General features: G+C 59.1%; 21 protein-coding genes. 20 read left to right on the forward strand and 1 reads right to left on the reverse strand.

The genetic code is table 11. From position 1 onward, the window contains the following. Positions 1-9 precede the first annotated feature (9 nt). Positions 10-2,580, reverse strand: coding sequence for a DNA mismatch repair protein MutS (gene mutS, locus AD669_RS05640; RefSeq protein ID WP_172680083.1), 2,571 nt, complete (start codon positions 2,578-2,580; stop codon positions 10-12). 209 nt (positions 2,581-2,789) lie between these two features. On the opposite strand from mutS, the gene AD669_RS05645 reads away from it, so the two are divergent. The 20 genes from AD669_RS05645 (at position 2,790) to AD669_RS05735 (ending at position 18,102) form a co-directional block, all read left to right on the forward strand. Next, positions 2,790-3,518 carry a DNA-binding protein gene (locus AD669_RS05645; RefSeq protein ID WP_053117666.1) on the forward strand — a complete coding sequence of 243 codons (729 nt, stop codon included), beginning with the start codon at positions 2,790-2,792 and terminating at the stop codon, positions 3,516-3,518. Beyond that, complete coding sequence (locus AD669_RS05650; protein ID WP_053117668.1) at positions 3,485-3,976, forward strand: hypothetical protein; 492 nt, start codon at positions 3,485-3,487, stop codon at positions 3,974-3,976. The genes AD669_RS05645 and AD669_RS05650 overlap by 34 nt, the downstream gene beginning before the upstream one ends. Positions 3,977-4,259: 283 nt before the next feature. Continuing rightward, positions 4,260-4,619, forward strand: coding sequence for a hypothetical protein (locus AD669_RS28425; protein ID WP_156316127.1), 360 nt, complete (start codon positions 4,260-4,262; stop codon positions 4,617-4,619). Further along, entirely contained in the window at positions 4,616-4,996 is a 381-nt protein-coding gene (locus tag AD669_RS05655; protein WP_053117669.1) for a DUF1090 domain-containing protein, read from the forward strand. The genes AD669_RS28425 and AD669_RS05655 overlap by 4 nt, the downstream gene beginning before the upstream one ends. Before the next feature lie 51 nt (positions 4,997-5,047). Further along, positions 5,048-5,230 (forward strand): hypothetical protein, encoded by a 183-nt coding sequence (locus tag AD669_RS05660; RefSeq protein ID WP_053117670.1) that lies wholly within the window; start codon positions 5,048-5,050, stop codon positions 5,228-5,230. A gap of 75 nt (positions 5,231-5,305) precedes the next feature. After that, a complete protein-coding gene (locus AD669_RS05665) occupies positions 5,306-6,043 on the forward strand; it encodes an XRE family transcriptional regulator (protein ID WP_053117672.1) in 738 nt (245 codons plus the stop codon). Between the two features lie 555 nt (positions 6,044-6,598). Next, entirely contained in the window at positions 6,599-7,018 is a 420-nt protein-coding gene (locus AD669_RS05670) for a tail fiber assembly protein (RefSeq protein WP_053117674.1), read from the forward strand. Positions 7,019-7,160: 142 nt separating this feature from the next. Then, complete coding sequence (locus AD669_RS05675) at positions 7,161-7,499, forward strand: phage holin family protein (protein ID WP_053117676.1); 339 nt, start codon at positions 7,161-7,163, stop codon at positions 7,497-7,499. 198 nt (positions 7,500-7,697) lie between these two features. Further along, the gene (locus AD669_RS05680; RefSeq protein ID WP_053117678.1) at positions 7,698-8,282 is read left to right on the forward strand and encodes a hypothetical protein; all 585 of its coding nucleotides are present in this window, start codon (positions 7,698-7,700) and stop codon (positions 8,280-8,282) included. After that, the gene (locus AD669_RS05685) at positions 8,279-8,458 is read left to right on the forward strand and encodes a DUF2635 domain-containing protein (protein ID WP_053117680.1); all 180 of its coding nucleotides are present in this window, start codon (positions 8,279-8,281) and stop codon (positions 8,456-8,458) included. The genes AD669_RS05680 and AD669_RS05685 overlap by 4 nt, the downstream gene beginning before the upstream one ends. Then, on the forward strand, positions 8,458-9,954 hold the full coding sequence (locus AD669_RS05690; protein WP_053117681.1) for a phage tail sheath subtilisin-like domain-containing protein: 1,497 nt from the start codon (positions 8,458-8,460) through the stop codon (positions 9,952-9,954). Before AD669_RS05685 ends, AD669_RS05690 begins: the two co-directional genes overlap by 1 nt. 67 nt (positions 9,955-10,021) lie before the next feature. Further along, positions 10,022-10,369 carry a phage tail tube protein gene (locus AD669_RS05695; RefSeq protein ID WP_053117683.1) on the forward strand — a complete coding sequence of 116 codons (348 nt, stop codon included), beginning with the start codon at positions 10,022-10,024 and terminating at the stop codon, positions 10,367-10,369. Then, entirely contained in the window at positions 10,366-10,662 is a 297-nt protein-coding gene (locus AD669_RS05700; protein ID WP_007908778.1) for a phage tail assembly protein, read from the forward strand. The genes AD669_RS05695 and AD669_RS05700 overlap by 4 nt, the downstream gene beginning before the upstream one ends. Positions 10,663-10,792: 130 nt before the next feature. Further along, a complete protein-coding gene (locus AD669_RS05705) occupies positions 10,793-13,195 on the forward strand; it encodes a hypothetical protein (RefSeq protein ID WP_053117685.1) in 2,403 nt (800 codons plus the stop codon). Further along, positions 13,182-14,420 (forward strand): DNA circularization protein, encoded by a 1,239-nt coding sequence (locus AD669_RS05710; RefSeq protein WP_053117687.1) that lies wholly within the window; start codon positions 13,182-13,184, stop codon positions 14,418-14,420. The genes AD669_RS05705 and AD669_RS05710 overlap by 14 nt, the downstream gene beginning before the upstream one ends. 3 nt (positions 14,421-14,423) lie before the next feature. Continuing rightward, the gene (locus tag AD669_RS05715; RefSeq protein ID WP_053117689.1) at positions 14,424-15,464 is read left to right on the forward strand and encodes a phage baseplate assembly protein; all 1,041 of its coding nucleotides are present in this window, start codon (positions 14,424-14,426) and stop codon (positions 15,462-15,464) included. A 107-nt stretch (positions 15,465-15,571) separates the two neighbouring features. After that, positions 15,572-16,081: a phage baseplate assembly protein V gene (locus AD669_RS05720; RefSeq protein ID WP_053117691.1), complete on the forward strand. Its 510-nt coding sequence runs from the start codon at positions 15,572-15,574 to the stop codon at positions 16,079-16,081. Beyond that, the gene (locus AD669_RS05725) at positions 16,081-16,479 is read left to right on the forward strand and encodes a phage GP46 family protein (RefSeq protein ID WP_053117693.1); all 399 of its coding nucleotides are present in this window, start codon (positions 16,081-16,083) and stop codon (positions 16,477-16,479) included. The genes AD669_RS05720 and AD669_RS05725 overlap by 1 nt, the downstream gene beginning before the upstream one ends. Continuing rightward, the gene (locus tag AD669_RS05730) at positions 16,469-17,515 is read left to right on the forward strand and encodes a baseplate J/gp47 family protein (protein WP_053117694.1); all 1,047 of its coding nucleotides are present in this window, start codon (positions 16,469-16,471) and stop codon (positions 17,513-17,515) included. The genes AD669_RS05725 and AD669_RS05730 overlap by 11 nt, the downstream gene beginning before the upstream one ends. Then, positions 17,503-18,102 (forward strand): YmfQ family protein, encoded by a 600-nt coding sequence (locus AD669_RS05735; protein ID WP_053117696.1) that lies wholly within the window; start codon positions 17,503-17,505, stop codon positions 18,100-18,102. The genes AD669_RS05730 and AD669_RS05735 overlap by 13 nt, the downstream gene beginning before the upstream one ends. Positions 18,103-18,110 lie beyond the last annotated feature (8 nt).

The raw sequence follows: 18,110 nt of genomic DNA on the forward strand, positions 1-18,110 counted from the left end.
CTTCAGTGCTTATATCCGGTTCTTCAGGGCATAGAGCATTTCGAGCGCACGGCGTGGTGTCAGGTCGTCCAGATCCAGTTTAGCCAGATCATCGAGAACCGGGTGCGGCAGGCTGGCAAACATATCGCTTTGCTGCGGCGTCGCCGGTTTGCCCTTGGCCGCCGGTTTCGGCGCTTCATGGGGCAACGCGGTTTCTTCCAGTCGGCTCAGGTGCTCGCGGGCACGCACGATCACTTCGCTTGGCACGCCGGCCAATTGCGCCACCGCCAGACCGTAGCTCTGGCTGGCAGGCCCCGGCAGCACGTGGTGCAGGAAGACGATGCGTTCGTTGTGCTCGGTCGCGTTGAGGTGGACGTTCGCCACTAACGGCTCGGCTTCCGGCAGCACGGTCAGTTCAAAGTAGTGAGTGGCGAACAGCGTGTACGCGCGTAGATGCGCCAGACGCTCAGCCGCTGCCCATGCCAGCGACAGACCGTCGAAGGTGCTGGTGCCGCGACCGACTTCGTCCATCAGCACCAGACTGCGTTCGGTGGCGTTGTGCAGAATGTTGGCGGTTTCGCTCATTTCGACCATGAAAGTCGAACGACCACCGGCCAGGTCATCGCTGGAACCGATCCGCGTGAAGATGCGGTCGACCAGCGACAGTTCACAACTGGCCGCCGGCACGAAGCTGCCAATGTGCGCCAACAGCACGATCAACGCGGTTTGGCGCATGTAAGTGGATTTACCGCCCATGTTCGGGCCGGTGATCACCAGCATGCGCGTGTTGTCATCGAGGCTCAGGTCGTTGGCCACGAACGGCGTGGTCAGCACTTGCTCGACCACCGGGTGACGACCCTGAGTAATGCGCATGCACGGCTCGCTGACGAAACGCGGGCAGTTCAGATCAAGGTTCAGCGCACGCTCGGCGAGGTTGCTCAGCACGTCCAGCTCGGCCAGCGCCGCAGCGGTGTCCTGCAACGGCGGCAATTGGCTGATCAAGTCTTCCAGCAACGCTTCGTAGAGCATTTTCTCGCGGGCGAGGGCGCGGCTCTTGGCCGACAGCGCCTTGTCTTCAAACTCTTTCAGCTCAGGCGTGATGAAACGCTCGGCGCCTTTCAAGGTTTGCCGGCGAATGTAATCCGCTGGCGCCGACTCGGCCTGCTTGCTCGGCAATTCGATGAAGTAGCCGTGAATGCGGTTGTAGCCGACTTTCAGGTGGCTCAGGCCGGTACGGGCCTTCTCGCGGGCTTCCAGATCGATAAGGAACTGGCCGGCGTTTTCGCTCAGCGATTGCAGCTCGTCGAGTTCGCTGTCGTAACCGGTTTTCAACACGCCGCCGTCACGGATTACCGCCGGCGGGTTGTCGATGATGGCTTTGGCCAGCAGCGCCGCGAGTTCCGGGTAAGTGCTGGTGGTGGTCGCCAGACCTTGCAGGTGCGGCGCTTCCAGATCGGTCATCGCCACTTGCAGTTCAGGCAGGGCGCCGAGGGCGTCGCGCAGACGCGCGAGGTCACGAGGACGGGCATTGCGCAGGCCGATCCGCGCAAGAATCCGCTCGATGTCGCCGATTTCCTTGAGCTGCGGCTGCAGCTTTTCGAAACGGTAGCGATCGAGCAGGCAAGTGATAGAGGTCTGGCGCGCCAGCAACACGGTCAGGTCGCGCAAGGGACGGTTCAACCAACGCGTCAGCAGACGGCTGCCCATCGCGGTCTGGCAACGATCGACCACCGATTGCAAAGTGTTGTCGCGGCCACCGGCCAGATTAGTGTCGAGTTCGAGGTTGCGACGGCTCGCGCCGTCGAGCACCACGGTGTCATCGAGACGTTCGTGACGCAGGCTGCGTAAATGGGGCAGGGCGGTGCGCTGGGTTTCTTTGGCGTAGGCCAGCAGGCAACCGGCAGCGCCGATGGCCAGCGTCAGGTTCTCGCAACCGAAGCCTTTCAGATCCTGAGTGGAAAACTGTTGGCAGAGACTTTTCAGCGCCGAATCGCGCTCAAAATCCCACGGCGCACGACGGCTGACGCCACGGCGTTTTTCCGCTGGCAGGTCGCGTGGCCAGTCATCCGGGATCAACAACTCAACCGGGTTGACGCGCTCCAGTTCCGCCAGCAGGTTTTCCCAGCCCTTGATTTCCAGCACGCTGAAGTTGCCGCTGGTGATATCCAGCACGGCCAGACCAAACAGACGCTCGTCTCCCAACAGCGCGGCGATCAGGTTGTCACGGCGCTCATCGAGCAGCGCCTCGTCGCTGACCGTACCCGGCGTGAGAATCCGCACGACCTGACGATCAACCGGACCCTTGCTGGTCGCCGGGTCGCCGACCTGCTCGCAAATCACCACGGATTCGCCGAGCTTGACCAGTTTCGCCAGATAACCTTCCGCCGCGTGGTAAGGAATCCCACACATCGGAATCGCCTGCCCCGCCGACTGCCCGCGCGCGGTCAGGGTGATGTCGAGCAACTTGGCAGCCTTCTTCGCGTCTTCGTAGAAGATCTCGTAGAAGTCGCCCATGCGGTAGAACATCAGCTGATCCGGGTGCTGATTCTTCAGCCGCCAGTATTGCTGCATCATCGGAGTGTGGGAGGACAGATCTGAAATTGCTTTATTCATCAGAGGTTTAGCTATACCGAGAAAATGTGTCGGGGCAGAGGTGCAGGCCCCTGAGTTGATTCAGTGGGCGGAGTATGAAGTTTTTTTGAGGTGGATGCAGCAACGCGCCGCCGCTCGGGTTGGCATTGTGTCCTATAGTGCCGAAAAGCTATCGAATCATCGGAGTTCGTGGGTTGAAGGTCAGTTGAGGAAGCGGCGTGGAACAGTCTGAAGGCATCGGCTCGGGATCGTCATCGAGCGATTGTTACTACGATGCAGAAAAAATGACCCTCACTCGGGCGCAGCAGTCGGTCATTCTGGGCAGTAATGAGAGTGATCTGTTGCTGGCGTTGATTGCCGGGGTGACGGACAAGGAGCAGCTGATTTCGCGGGTCTGGGGTGAGCGCGGGCTGGTGATTTCCGACAGCAGTTATTACAAGACGCTGCACATGCTGCGCACGCATTTTGCTGATGTCGGTTTGCCGCGTGACAGCCTCAAGACGTTGCCGCGCCGGGGCGTGGTGCTGTTGTGTGAGATCCGTTTGATCAGCGCAGAGGTGCCTGAGTCCGTACCGGCAGCGCCGGCGGTCATCTCGGTGACGAAGCCACCGCGCCGCTACTGGCGTTTTCTGCTGCCTGCATTGGTTGTACCGGCTATCGCGCTTCCTTTGTTTTACGCCTACCTGATGTTTAAAAAACCAGCCGACCTGGAAGAGTGGAAACTCATCTGGCAAGACGGTGATGCGCAGTTGTATGTGGAAGAAAGTGAAAAGATGTCCAAGGACGAGATTGTAAAAGCCCTCGGCGAGTTTGAACCGCCCATTGTGTTATCCGACATTAATTATTATGTAAGAAAGCCGCTCTCCCAGTTATTGATCAAGTGCGTCAAGCCTGAAAGTAAAGGGGAGGCCATATGCGTGAATTACCAGCTCGTTGGAAAAAAATAATCGCATTGATGGCAGTAGCCTCTGTGTTGGTTTTCGGTGGGCTGGTGGTCAGGTATTTCTACGTGATCAATCGTGATATTCCACGTGCACCGTGTTTTGCTTCTATTGACTTCGTTCATACCCATGATCACAAAGTCCGCTGGCATGGTGTCGGTGATATGACGATTGATCCAAAGGAAGGCGCTCTCTATGTGTATTACGTAGTGAAAACGCCAGAGGGGAAAGTCTTCACATATGATCGAAAGTTCGACATTGCCCTGACGCATCTGGATACTTCAAGGTTTCTGTTCAAAACCCGTTCTGTTGTGAAGTTCGATGCCGATACCGCTGGAGATGAACTGCCGTTTATGGAGCGAGGCTTTCAAGGCGGCATGGTCACCTTCAATTATTTCTCCGATGCCGAGTACTACTACAACATCAACAACCTGATCAATGGTGTCTGCCACGTCCCTCGCTGACTCAGCCCCCGGCGCGACTAAGTAAGACTGAGTAAGACGCCAGTAAGGCCACGACAGCCCCGCATTGTTAATGTCATTCCCCGTAGGAGCTGCCGAAGGCTGCGATCTTTTGATCTTGCTTTAAGAAGATCAGGATCAACAGATCGCAGCCTTCGGCAGCTCCTACAAAGGAAGCGATTCAAGCCAACAGCCTCTGCGACGGCACCGGAGAGTCCGCGCAGTTCGGCTGTTTTTATTGCCTTGAAGAATGTGACGATGTTTAGAGTGTTGAGGGGTTTTATACATGCTCTGGTTTTGTGTGCGCAGTGCATATGGCGTTCAGGCTCCAGTCTGGAAACGATCAATTGCGATAAACAGACAAGGCACTGTGTTTGTTGCGGCGGCGGTGGGTGGGAAAGAAAAAGAGGTCAGTATTTCCACACTGTCAGAACGGATCCCGGTATTGCTGTGTTTTGATCATGTTTATGTGCCGATGGCGTGGATGGTTGAACACTTTCCGATGTGCAAGGCACGTTGTCGCGACATGGCCATGGCAGCGTTAACTGCGATACAAAGGAACTTGAATTGTCGCGATGCCTGGTCTCACGTCAGCTATTTCGGTGGGCATTATGGCGAGAAAAGTTACTTGGGGTATGCCTCATGAAACTGAGTCTTTTCTGCCGTCTGTCCCTCGCAGTCAGCGGCGTATTAATCATTGAAAACTCATTCGCCGACTCGCGACAAAGTTGCGCCGAGCGCCGCGCTGAAATTATTCGCCAAATAGACCGTGCAGAAGCGGCGGATAACGTTTATCGCCAGGCCGGACTTGAGCAGGCGCTGGCCAATGTCGAGCGTTATTGCCGAGAGCCTTCTGCCGAGGATGATCATTCAAGAGCGATTCGCAAGGCCGAAGCCGAAGTGCGGCGCCGACAAAACCATTTGAAAGCAGCGCGTCAGTACGGCGATGTGAAAGTCATCAAGAAGCACGAAGCCAGGCTCGAACGCGCCGAGGAAAAATTGCAGCGGCTTGTGGATGAGTGACAGCCGCCGTTGTGAACGACGTATGTGTCAATGACATCAGGAAACCTTCCAATGAAAACCGCAGTGATCTTCGTTTCAATCTTTACCTCAGCCATTTTGCTCACCGGCTGCACCGCCACCGATTGGGTACACGCCGCCGGTGGCATCATGGGCGCCAAAGACGATTACGACAAAAAGGCGCGCAATGATCGGATCAAACGCGCCAACGCGGCGGCTCGACGCGTTAAACCTTGATTTATGCATTTTTTATGCGCCTTTTATGCAATTCGGCATTTGTCTTGAGGTAAAACTTCAAGCACTATGCGCGTTATGCAAAAACGCAACGTAGCAACCGTCTTAAGAGCACTGCTTGATCAGCACGGGATCTCCCCCACGGAGCTTCATCGTCGCACCGGCGTGCCGCAATCCACTCTCTCGCGAATTCTCAGCGGGAAGATCGTCGATCCCTCGGATAAACATATCTCGAAGATCGCCGAGTACTTCGCCGTGAGCACCGACTTGTTGCGCGGGCGCGCGGATGCGCCGCCGGCGAGCGCTGGCGCGCGCAACAATGATGTGCACGCGGAACTCAAGGACATAAGCCTGTGGGACGACGACACACCGGTCGATGATGACGAGGTGTCGGTACCGTTTCTTCGCGAGGTTGAATTGGCGGCTGGATCAGGAAGATTCATCGTGGAAGAGAGCGAGCGCTCTAGTCTGCGCTTCGGCAAGCGCAGCTTGCGCCATAACGGTGTGCAATTCGACCAGGCCAAATGCGTGACCGTGCGCGGCAACAGTATGTTGCCGGTGCTGCGAGACGGCGCCACCGTCGGTGTCAACGCCGGCAAATGCGGCATCGGCGACATCATCGATGGCGACCTTTATGCAATCAACCACAACGGTCAATTGCGGGTGAAGCAACTCTATCGCCTGCCCACCGGCATCCGTTTGCGCAGCTTCAATCGCGACGAACATCCGGACGAGGACTACAGCTTCCAGGAAATCCAGGAAGAGCAGATCGTCATCATTGGTCACGTCTTCTGGTGGGGCATGTACGCCCGTTAAGCAGATCACCGTCAGATAAAACCCGCCCTCGGCGGGTTTTTTTTCGCCTCGAAAAAGCCACCAAGGCCTTTAACCACGCGGCTTTTCATGCGTTCGTGCATTTCTAGCGCATAAATAAATGCATTAATGCATTGACTGTATATGCATCCATGCATATTCTTGCCACCAAGCCGCTCGACAAAGCGGCTGGCAAGACAAGCTCTTTAGTTCGACAAGAACAGGCAGCGATGAACCGGCCTCAACGGTTCAGAGGGTTGGCAACTGACCCGGGTGTGCAGCGTAAAGCACCAGAAGCAGTTATCCGGCGGGCAGGGACCGCGGTCGGAAAAACAATCTGAATGGACTCGTACCGCGCCAGTAGCGCCGAAAAGTCAGCTTCCTTCTTGGTTACGGGAATTGAAGGGAGGCGAAGGAGCGCATTACTGAAACGCCTGGCGGGTGACTGCCGGGCTTTTTGGAATGCCTGCCGGAATATCGGGAAGCAGCTCCTGATCAGTCAATTCTAATTGACAGACATAAACAGCCTTGGCTGAAAAACCATCAATAGGAAATAGAATGAATCGTTACGTACTCACAATATCCTCGAGTCACATCGTCGTTCTTCAGGTACTGGACACGGATGGAGAACCGCCTGCCGTGCCTGCCAATGAACCCGCTGCGGCGTGGCGAGATGTCACCGGTGACACCACAGCGCAACCAGGAATGAAGATGGAGTATGGCCCATACGGAGTGACGTTTACTGCACTCACTGCCGATGAAAAAGAGCGTTTCACAAAAGGGCGTATGCAAGAACGGTTTGACCAGGCTGCGCAGTGGATGACGTTCAACCCACTGCAATACAAAGTGGATCTGGGCACTGCCACTCCGACAGAAGAGGTAGCGTTGGTTGCCTATAAGCAGTACTACGTAGCCCTCAGCGAAGTAACAAACCAAAACACCTTTCCCGAAATCAACTGGCCTGTTGCGCCTTTTTGATTGCAGGAATTTCAGGATTGCACTTCTGGAGCGCATTACTGAAAAGCCCGGCCTTAGCGCCGGGCTTTTTGGAATGCCTGCCTCAAGAGAAACCGTTTGAACCCAACTCACATCACTCATCAAATCCTCAAGGAGGCGTGACATGACAAACGAGCAACAAGCATTGGCAGACATGCCGATCTGGCTGGTCATCCTCCTTGCCGTGGTGGGCGGGGTGTCCGGCGAAATGTGGCGCGCTGACAAAGAGGGCGCCCGTGGCTGGTCGCTGATGCGCCGCCTGGCCCTGCGCTCCGGCGCCTGCATGATCTGCGGTGTCTCGGCGATCATGCTGCTGTATGCCGCTGGCATGTCGATCTGGGCGGCTGGCGCTTTTGGTTGCCTGACTGCGATGGCCGGGGCCGATGTGGCGATCGGACTTTATGAACGCTGGGCGGCGAAGCGGATTGGCGTCTGCGAAATTCCGCCGCGCGATCCGCAGTAATTCTGCATTTTCTACAGCGCCTCAGTCCTGAAGTCGCTGCTTAAGACTGACCTGAAAACGCCGCAAATCCCTTGTAGGAGTGAGCCTGCTCGCGATAGCAGTGCCACAGTCGAACTTCATCTAACTGATCCACCGCAATCGCGAGCAGGCTCACTCCTACAGCGACCTGTGGTCAGTTTCATAATCCGGAACACCCCCATGAAGATCACCCCGATCCTCACGCAATTGCGTGCGCAATGCCCAAGCCTGGCCAATCACATTTCGGTGGGGGTCGATCTGGCGTTGTTGCAGGGCAATTCCGCTCTGCCAACACCTTCGGCCCACGTGCTGCCGCTCGCCGATCTGGCCAGCAACAGCACCGCACAAAACCTCACCACCCAACCGATCCGCGACCGCTTTGAAATCGTCCTGGCACTTGATGCCAGCGACCCTACAAAAGCGCTGGATCTGTTGCACGACCTGCGCGCCGAACTGTGGCGTGCGCTGGTGGGTTTCAAGCCCGATACCGACTACAGCGCCATCGTCTACGACGGCGGTGAACTGCTGTCGATCAACAGCAGCCGGGCGTTTTACCGGCTGCGTTTTTTTGCCGAGTTCCAGCTCGGCCGCAATCTGCCGAGTCAGCCTGCGGAGAGTTGGCACGAACGCGAACTGGACGGTTTGTCGTCCTTCACCGGGGCCACCGTGCGGGTCGATGCGATCGACCCGGCCGACCCCAATCTGAAACGCCCGGGCCCCGATGGGCGCGTGGAAATGACTTTCTCTGGAGACGTAACCCCATGAGCAATCGCATCACCGTACTGCCGGCCGCCGGCCGCGTCGTACCTGACCCGGAGGCGGGCGATCTGCTGCCGCTGGAAGGCCGTGAAGTGCTGGACAGCGCCTGGTGGCGCCGACGTCTGGCCGACGGCGATATCACCCTCAAAACCGCAACCGCTAAACAAAAGGGAGCCAAATAATGGCGATCGGATTCAGCAACATCCCCGCGGACATTCGTGTACCGCTGTTCTATGCCGAAATGGACAATTCGGCCGCCAATAGCGCGAGCTCGACCCTGCGTCGCTTGATCGTCGCTCAGGTCAACGACAACATTGCGCCGACCGAGGTCGGCAAACTGGTGTTGGTCTCCAGCGTTGCGCTGGCCAAAAGCATCGGCGGTCAGGGCTCGATGCTCGCCGCGATGTACGAGACCTTCCGCAAGGCTGACCCGATCGGCGAGATCTGGTGCCTGCCGCTGCACAACGCTGAAGGCGCGGTCGCCAAAGGCGTGCTGACCCTGACCGGCGCCGCCACTCAGGCTGGCGTGCTGAATCTGTATGTCGGCGGTGTGCGAGTGCAAGCCACCGTGGTCAACGGTGCTACCGCCGCTCAGGCCGCCACCGCGCTGGCGCAGAAAATCAACGCCACGGCCGATCTGCCGGTGAGCGCTGCCGCTGCCGAAGGTGTGGTCACCCTGAACGCCAAATGGACGGGCGACAGCGGCAACGACATCAGCCTGCAATTCAATCGTCTGGGCAAGAGCAACGGCGAAGAAACTCCGGCCGGTCTGACCGCCGCAATCACCGCCATGACCGGCGGCGCCGGTGTGCCGGATCAGGTTGAAGCGATCGCCGCACTGGGTGATGAACCGTTCGAATTCATCGCACTACCATGGTCGGATCTGTCGACGCTCAACACCTGGCAAGCGGTCATGGATGACAGCACCGGTCGCTGGTCGTGGGCCAAGCAATTGTTCGGTCACGTCTACAGCGCCAAGCGCGGCACCGTTGGCACTCTGGTTGCCGCCGGCCAGGCGCGCAATGATCAGCACATGACCATTCAGGCGCTGGAGCCGGGCGTTCCGCAACCGTTCTGGGTACAAGCCGCTGCATTGGCTGCACGCACCGCCGTATTCATCTCCGCCGACGCCAGCCGTCCGACGCAAAGCGGCAGTCTGCCGGGTGTCGACCCTGCGCCGGCGAGCGAACGCTTCACCCTGACCGAGCGTCAGTCGCTGCTCAACTACGGCATCGCCACCGCGTACTACGAAGGCGGCTACGTGCGCATCCAGCGCTCGATCACCACCTACCAGAAAAATGCTTACGGCCAGGCCGACAACTCCTATCTGGACAGCGAAACCATGCACCAGTCGGCGTTCATCGTGCGCCGTCTGCAAAGCGTGATCACCAGCAAATACGGTCGGCACAAACTGGCTTCCGACGGCACCCGTTTCGGCGCCGGCCAGCCGATCGTCACGCCGAGCACCATTCGCGGAGAGCTGATTGCGCAGTACGCCAAACTCGAACTGGAAGGCCACGTGGAGAACGCCGAGCTGTTCGCCGAGCACCTGATCGTCGAGCGCGACGTGCAGGATCCTAGCCGCGTGAACGTGTTGTTCCCGCCGGATTACATCAACGGTCTGCGCGTGTTCGCACTGCTCAACCAATTCCGTCTGCAGTACGACGACGCGGCTTGATCCGCGCGTTTGACGGCAAGCATTCAGCCCACCTCGCGTGGGCTTTTTTATTCAAGGGAGTAACACCATGGGTCAACTGATTGCAGGCACCTGCTACGTCAAAGTCGACGGCGCACAACTGACGATCAACGGCGGCTGCGAAGCCCCGCTGATGTCCACCAAACGCGAAACCATCGTGCCGGGTTTTTACAAGGAAACCGACGTGGCAGCGTCGTTCAAAGTGACCGCGCTGCACACCCCGGACTTCCCGCTCAAGCAACTGATCGAAGGCGTCGACATGACCGTCACCTGTGAATTCAGCAACGGCAAAGTCTACGTGCTGGCCGGTGCGTATCTGGTTGAAGAGCCAGTCTCCAAAGGCGATGACGCCGCTATCGAACTGAAATTCGAAGGCATCAAAGGAACCTGGCAATGAGCGGCGCCGTGAAGCTTCAAGTCGCGATCGAAGCTCACGGCGAGCCCCTGACCGAACTCGTTCTGCGCCGCCCGACGGTGCAGGAAGTGCGAGCGATCAAGGCGCTGCCGTACAAGATCGACAAGAGCGAAGAAGTCAGCCTCGACATGGACGTGGCGGCCAAATACATCGCCGTGTGCGCCGGCATTCCGCCGTCGTCGGTCAACCAGCTGGATCTGGCCGACCTCAACGCGCTGAGCTGGGCCGTTGCGAGTTTTTTCATGAGTGCGGCGTCGGCGCCATCACCGACCTGATCGCAGTCGCCTATGACCTGGCCTGGTTCTGGAAGGTTGACCCCGAACAGATGATGGCCAGGCCACTGGATGTGCTCCGCGAATCGCTGGAGCACGCGCAACGGATCAATGCGATGCAGCAGGTGCAGTGATGGCTAATACACAATTAAGCCTGATCCCGCAGACCTTCCCCGTTACGGTCAATATGCTCGTGGTGCTCAAGGGCGCCGAGAAGGTCGAGACCGAAATGAAAGGGCTGCGCGGCAAGGTCGCAGCATTCAAGAAAAGCATGGAAGACAGCGGCCTTGCGCCGCTGGACATCGCCGGGTTCATTTCCGAGGGCGGCTTGCTCAAGCCGTTTCAGGATGGCATCAAGAAAGCCATCGAGGCGCAGGATGCGCTGGCGAAAAAGGTGCTGGCGAACAAAGGCCTTAAAGTGCCCAAGGTGGTGCAGGGGGAAACCTCGGCCAACCTGGCAAAATTCAACGAAGCTCTGGACAAGATTTCACTGAACATCGGCCAGGCGTTGTTGCCGGCGGTCAACAGTATTGTCACCGCGCTGACGCCGGTGATTACCTCGATCGGCGAGTTCGTCGCGAATAATCCGTATCTGGTCGAAGGGCTGGCGGCGGCTGCGGTGGCTTTCACTGTGGTCACTGTCGGGGCGATGGGACTGGTCGGTGTGCTGGGCATTCTGGCTTCACCGATTGGTCTGATTGCTGCCCTCATCGCGGGGGCGGTGGCCCTCATCGTGATCGGTGCCCGACTGATCACTGACAACTGGGCTTCGATCTCTGGATTTTTCAGCAAAACCTGGCAATCGATCAGCGATGCAACCGGGCGCGGCGTCGAAGCTGTGCGTAAGGGTTGGGACGAAATGGTCACCGACGCGAAGCAAAGTTATGCCGCGATACGCGCCGATGCACTCGCCAAGTGGGATGAAATGACCGTCGACGCCATTGCGGGTGTCAGTGGTCTGGCGGCAGGCGCGTCCGCAGGTCTGCGGGCGTTTGGTGCATCAATGGGCGAAACCTGGGATTCGGCCAGCAACGCCGTCATTGGCTTTTGGGATCGTGCGGCTGCCGATACGGCGACCGGTCTGGCTTCACTCAAAGCCAAACTCTATACCTCGCCATTGGAAAAAATGTCTGCCCTTTGGCAATCCGCCGATGAAGTTGTCGTCGGCTACTGGAATCGTGCGTCGGCAGCGACGATGTCCGGTTGGAACTCGATCAAGTCGAGCTTCGACGGCTCATTAACGGCGAGACTGGCTGACGTATGGGGCTCTGCGCAAAGCGCTGTTTCCTCGGCGCTTACAGATATGCGCGACCGAGCCGTGACTGGCTGGACGTCGATCAAATCAACATTCGACGGCAGGCTGAGTGGGCAACTGGCTGGCGTTTGGAATGCTGCGCAAAACGTCGTTTCCACCGCCATCGGTGAAATGCGCGACAGCGCCGTGAGCGGTTGGACATCGATCAAATCGACATTCGACGGCACGCTGAGCGGGCAACTGTCGGGCATCTGGAATGCGGCGCAGAACGTCGTTTCCAGCGCCATCGGTGAAATGCGCGATAAAGCCGTGACAGGCTGGACTTCGATTAAGTCGACATTCGACCGCACGCTGAGCGGGCAACTCTCGGGCATCTGGAATGCGGCGCAGAACGTCGTTTCCAGCGCCATCGGTGAGATGCGCGATAAAGCCGTGACAGGCTGGACTTCGATCAAGTCGACGTTCGACAGCACGCTGAACGGGCAACTGTCGGGCATCTGGAATGCGGCGCAGAACGTCGTCGCTACGGCCATCGGCAATCTGACCCGCACCGCGCTCGCGGCGTGGGAGCAATTGAAGTCGGTTTTCTCCTGGTCGCCGAGCGCCATGATCGAAAGCGTCTGGCAGCCACTGGCGCCGGTTTTTTCTGCGCTGTGGGATGTTCTGCGGGCGGGCGCGGAAACGTTGAAAAACTATCTGCAAAACATGTTCAACCTTTCGCCGCTGGCGGCGGTGACGGCTAATTGGGAAGGACTGAAAGGTTACTTTTCCGGCTTGTGGGCATCGTTGACTTCAGATGCACAACCGGTGACGGACGCTTTCAATAACCTGTTCAGTCAGTCGCCGCTGGAGTCGATCCAGCAAGCCTGGGAACCGCTGCTCGGTTGGTTCGCCGGACTCTGGACGAAGTTGCAAAGTCTCGTCGGGCCGATCAGGGAACTGCTCAGCGGTAACTTGTCCGGGTTCGTCGCGAAGATCACCGGCAAACCCGGTGCGGATGGCGAAAGCGCTCAGCCAGCGCCGTTTTTCGGCAACAACGATGCAGGCACGGCGAGCGCGTCGGGCCTCAACAGCTCGTTGCCACAATCCTCCAGCGCCCTGATTCAACAAAGCGCAATCAACAACCGCACGCAACTCGAAGGTGGCCTGACCGTCAGCTTCGTCAACGCGCCGCCGGGGCTGCGCACCGATCAACCACAAACCAATCAACCGGGCCTGGCGCTGTCGTCGCGCATCGGTTATCGCTCGCTGTCGGCAGGAGGTTCCAATGAACTGGCGTGACCGTTTATTGCCGGCATCCTTTCGCGGTGTCGGTTTCTGGATCGATCAGGCGAAAACCCCGGTCGGTCGCAAGGGGCAGTTGCACGAATACCCGCAACGCGACCTGCCGTTTTTCGAAGACCTCGGCCAACAAGCCAAGACCCACGACATCACCGCGTTCATCATCGGCGCCGATTGCCTGGAGCAACGTGACAAGTTGCTCAAAGCGTTGGAGGCGGGCAGCGGTGAGCTGGTGCATCCGTGGCTCGGACGCCTGCAAGTCAAGGTCGGCGAATGCGACATGACCCACACCCGCCAAGACGGCGGCATGGTCACGTTCACGCTGAAGTTCTATCCCGATCAGCCGCTGCCGTTTCCGACGGCGACTGTCAGTACGCAGAAAGTCCTGCTGGTGAAAGCCGACTCGCTGCTCGGTTCTGCGGTGGCGCGTTTCGAACAGGCGATGACGCTGATCAAGGCTGCGCGGATCGGCATCGCCAATCTGCGCAACAGCCTCACCGGGGTTTACGAGGTGATCAAAGAGCAGCTGAAACCGCTGATCGCGCAGTACAAGCAGATCACTGAACTGGTGAAAGCGGTCAAGGAATTGCCCAAGGAAGTGGCAGCGGAATTCAAGGGCTTGCTCGGCGATATCAAGGAGCTGAAAGCGTTCGCGAAGGAGGGCTACCGTGGCGTGATTGCCGACGTCTCCCAACAACTCGAAGCGATCCGTAAAGCCGATGCGCCGAAGATCACCACCGGCAAGGACACCAACGCGGCGGCGCAAGCCATGGCCGATCTGGTGCAGGACACGCTGCTGGTCAAAGTCGCGCAATGGGTGGCGTCGATGCCGGTGGCGACCACGCCGGTGAAGCTGCAATCGACACCGTCGGTGGGGCAACAGGCGACCACGCCGGTGACCCGTCAGGAAGTGCCCGTCAGTGATGACATGCAGGCCCTGCGCGAAGCGGTGAGCGCGGCGATTGATCCGATGCTGGACAAGGCCGGTGCCGGACATTTTCAGGCGATCAACGATGTGAAAGAGGCGTTGATCAATCACCTCAAAGCGGTGGCATCGTCCGGTGTGCGGCAGGTCAGCAAGTCGTTTCAGGAAAGTTTGCCGGCGCTGGTGGTGGCCTACAAACAGTTTGCCGATGCCACTCGCGTCACTGAAGTGATTCAACGCAACGGTACTGTTCATCCGTTGTACCTGCCGCCTAACGACGTGAAAGTTTCCAGGGAGTAAGCCATGAGCGAGATGGATAATCGCGTCACGCTGACGGTTAATGACATGGAGTACGGCGGCTGGAAAAGCGTCGAAATCAGCGCCGATCTGGAGCGTCAGTTTCGCACCTTCAAACTGGAAATCACCTGGCAATGGCCAGGCCAGACCGTGGATCAGCGGATCAAACCCGGCGACCCCTGCGAAGTGAAAATCGGCAGGGATCTGGTGCTCACCGGTTATGTGTTCAAAGCGCCGATCAGCTATGACGGACGCCAGATCAGCCTGAGCATCGAAGGCAGTTCCAGGACGCAGGATCTGGCCGATTGCGCGGCCGCCAACCGGCCGAATCAATGGCAGGATCAACCCTTGCTGAGTATCGTCGAGGCCTTGGCGAGTGAGTATTCGCTGAAGGTCGTGAACGAAATTCCCGAGACGTCGCGGCTGGCCAAACACACGATCGTGCCGGGTGAAACGGTGTTTCAGTCGATCGATCGTTTGCTCTCGTTGTTGCGGGTTTTTTCCACCGATGACGAGCAGGGCCGGCTGGTGCTGGCCAAGCCCGGCAGCGGCGGTCGTGCCAGTGATGCGCTGGAACTGGGCAAGAATATTTTGTCGGCCAATGCGGCGATGGATCAGAGCCAGGTGTTCTCCGAATACCGGGTGATCGGTCAGCAAAAAGGCTCGGACATCCAGAGCGGGGCAGCGGTCAGCGAAGTTGAATCGACGGCGGCTGACCTGACGTTCAAACGTCGGCGCACCACGGTGATCAACGAGGGCACGCAACTGACCTTTGAGTTGGCGCAGCAGCGTGCCCAATGGGAAAGCGCCACCCGCCTGGGCCGCGCGCAAACCACCACGTATCAGGTGCAGGGCTGGCGTCAGGCCAACGGTGATTTGTGGCGTCACAACACGCTGGTGCGAGTGAAAGATCCGGTGCTTGGTTTTGACGGCGACATGCTCATTTCAAAAGTGACGTATTCATTGTCGGCGCAGGGCTCGGTGACCACGCTGCAAGTGGCCCCGCCGCATACCTTTGACGCCAATCCCAGTCCCCCCAAAACCTGACTGTTCCTTAAAAGATCGCAGCCTTCGGCAGCTCCTACAAATGCACACCGATCCAATGTAGGAGCTGCCGAAGGCTGCGATCTTTTAGGGCCTCATAGGAATTCAACATGAGCCTGATGACACGCCTGCTGGCGCGCGGCACTGTCGTGCTCGCCAATTCGGCCGCCAAGCTGCAATCGCTGCAAATGCGCCTCACCGCCGGTGAAGTCAACGACGACCTCGAACACTTCGAACCCTACGGCTTCACCAGCCATCCACTGGCCGGTGCCGAGGGCGTTGTCACCTTCATCGGCGGCGACCGTTCCCACGCCATCGCTCTGGTCATCGCCGACCGCCGCTACCGCCTGCAAGCGCTGGCCGCCGGCGAAGTGGCGATCTACACCGACGAGGGCGACAAGATCCACTTCAAGCGCGGACGGATCATCGACATCGAAACCGCCACGCTGAACATCCGCGCCAGCAGCGCGGTGAATTTCGACACGCCGGTGATCAATCAGAGCGGAAAAATCGTCTCCACCGGCGACCAGCTCGCTGGCGGTATCAGCCAGATCAAACACGTCCACGTCGGCGTACAAGCCGGCAGCGGCCAGACCGGTGTGCCGGCAGGAGGCCAGTGATGTTTATCAGCCAGAACCTCCACGCCGCGCTGACCCGCGCCGTGCTTATCAGCCTGTTCACCTGGCGCCGCGCTGCCGATGACGATGCCCTCGATGATGAAGAACGTTTCGGCTGGTGGGGCGACAGCTTTCCCTCCGTCGCTGACGATCGCATCGGCTCGCGGCTGTGGCTGTTGCGCCGGGTCAAGCTGACCCAACAAACCCAGATGGACGCCGAGTTCTATGCCCGCGAAGCCTTGCAATGGCTGATCGACGACGGCCACTGCAGCGCCATCGACATCCTCAGCGAACGCCTCGATGCCCAGCGTCTGAACCTGCGCACGGTGCTGACCCTGGCCGACGGCGAACGTCTGGACATCAACCCCGATAACAGTTGGCAGGTGATCTATGCCGTTTGAAACCCCTTCGCTGCCGGTGCTGATCAAACGCACCCAAAGCGACCTGGCCGGCGATTCGCTGCGCCAGTCCGATGCGCAAGTGCTGGCCCGCACCCTCGGCGGCGCCGCGTTTGGTCTGTACGGTTATCTCGACTGGATTGCCGAGCAGATCCTCCCCGACAAAGCCGATGAATCGACGCTGGAACGCATCGCCGCGTTGCGTCTGAACCAGCCGCGCAAACCCGCGCAGGTGGCCACGGGCAGCGTCAGCTTCAGCGCTACGGCCGGTGCGATTCTGGACGTCGATACGTTGCTGCAAACCAACGATGGCCGTACTTACAAAGTCACCACTGCGCGGGTCACGGCCAACGGTGTCAACAGCACCACCATCGCCGCGCTTGACGCCGGCAGCCTCGGTAATGCCGATGCGGGCCTCGTATTGACGCCGGTGCAGCCGGTTGCCGGCATTGTCGGTAGTAGTTTTGTGGTGCAGGCGCCGGGACTCAGCGGTGGTGTCGCGCGGGAGAGTCTGGAGTCGCTGCGTTCGCGAGTGATTCGTTCCTATCGCGTGATCCCTCACGGTGGCTCGGCCAGTGATTATGAAACTTGGGCGCTGGAAGTGCCGGGTGTGACGCGGGCGTGGTGCCGTGGCGGTTTGCTCGGGCCGGGCACGGTGACGGTATTCATCATGCGCGACGAAGATCCGCAACCCGTGCCTAACGATGAGCAATTGGCCGAGGTTCAGGATTACATCGAGCCGCTGCGCCCGGTCACCGCCGAAGTGCATGTGCAAAGCCCGGTTCAGGTACCGGTGGTTTATCGATTCAAAAGTGTCAACCCGGACACCACTGCCGTTCGTGCGGCCATCGAAGCGCAGTTGCGCGACTTGCACAACCGTGAGGCCGATCTCGGCGTGTCGTTATTGATCAGCCACATCCGCGAAGCGATCAGCAGCGCCGGTGGCGAGTTCGATCACGTACTGACTGCACCGGCCACCGATGTCGGTGCTGGTAAAAGCGAGCTGCTCACTTTCGGAGGTTGCGTATGGGGGGCATAAGAACCGCCGCGCAATATCAGGCGCAGCTTCGTGCGCTGCTGCCCAGCGGCCCGGCGTGGGATCCGGAGCGCGTGCCGGAACTTGATGAAGTCCTGCAAAGCGTCGCGGTCGAACTGGCGCGTCTCGATGCTCGCGCCGCCGACCTGCTCAACGAGATGGACCCGGCCGGCGTCAGCGAACTGGTGCCGGACTGGGAACAGGTGATGAACCTGCCCGACCCCTGCCTCGGTGCCGAACCGTTGTTCGACGACCGCCGCCTCGCTGTTCGCCGGCGCTTGCTAGCGGTCGGCAGCCAGGCTGTCGGTTACTACCTGGAAATCGCCAAAAGCCAAGGTTACCCCAACGCAACCATCACCGAGCACGAGGCACCGCGCATGGGCCGCGCACGTTTTGGTTCAGCGCGCTGGGGCACGTGGGAGGCGCAATTCATGTGGACGCTTAACACCGGCGGGCGCTTGCTGCTCGGTCGGCGTTTCGGCGCGAGTTACTGGGGTGAGCGCTTCGGCGTCAATCCGGGCTCGGCGCTGGAGTGTTTGATCCATCGCAGCGCGCCGGCGCATACCACGGTGCATATCAACTATGACTAAGGAGGAGT

The sequence above is a fragment of the Pseudomonas sp. P1.31 genome (assembly GCF_001269815.1).
Classification (GTDB): Bacteria; Pseudomonadota; Gammaproteobacteria; order Pseudomonadales; family Pseudomonadaceae; genus Aquipseudomonas; species Aquipseudomonas rustica.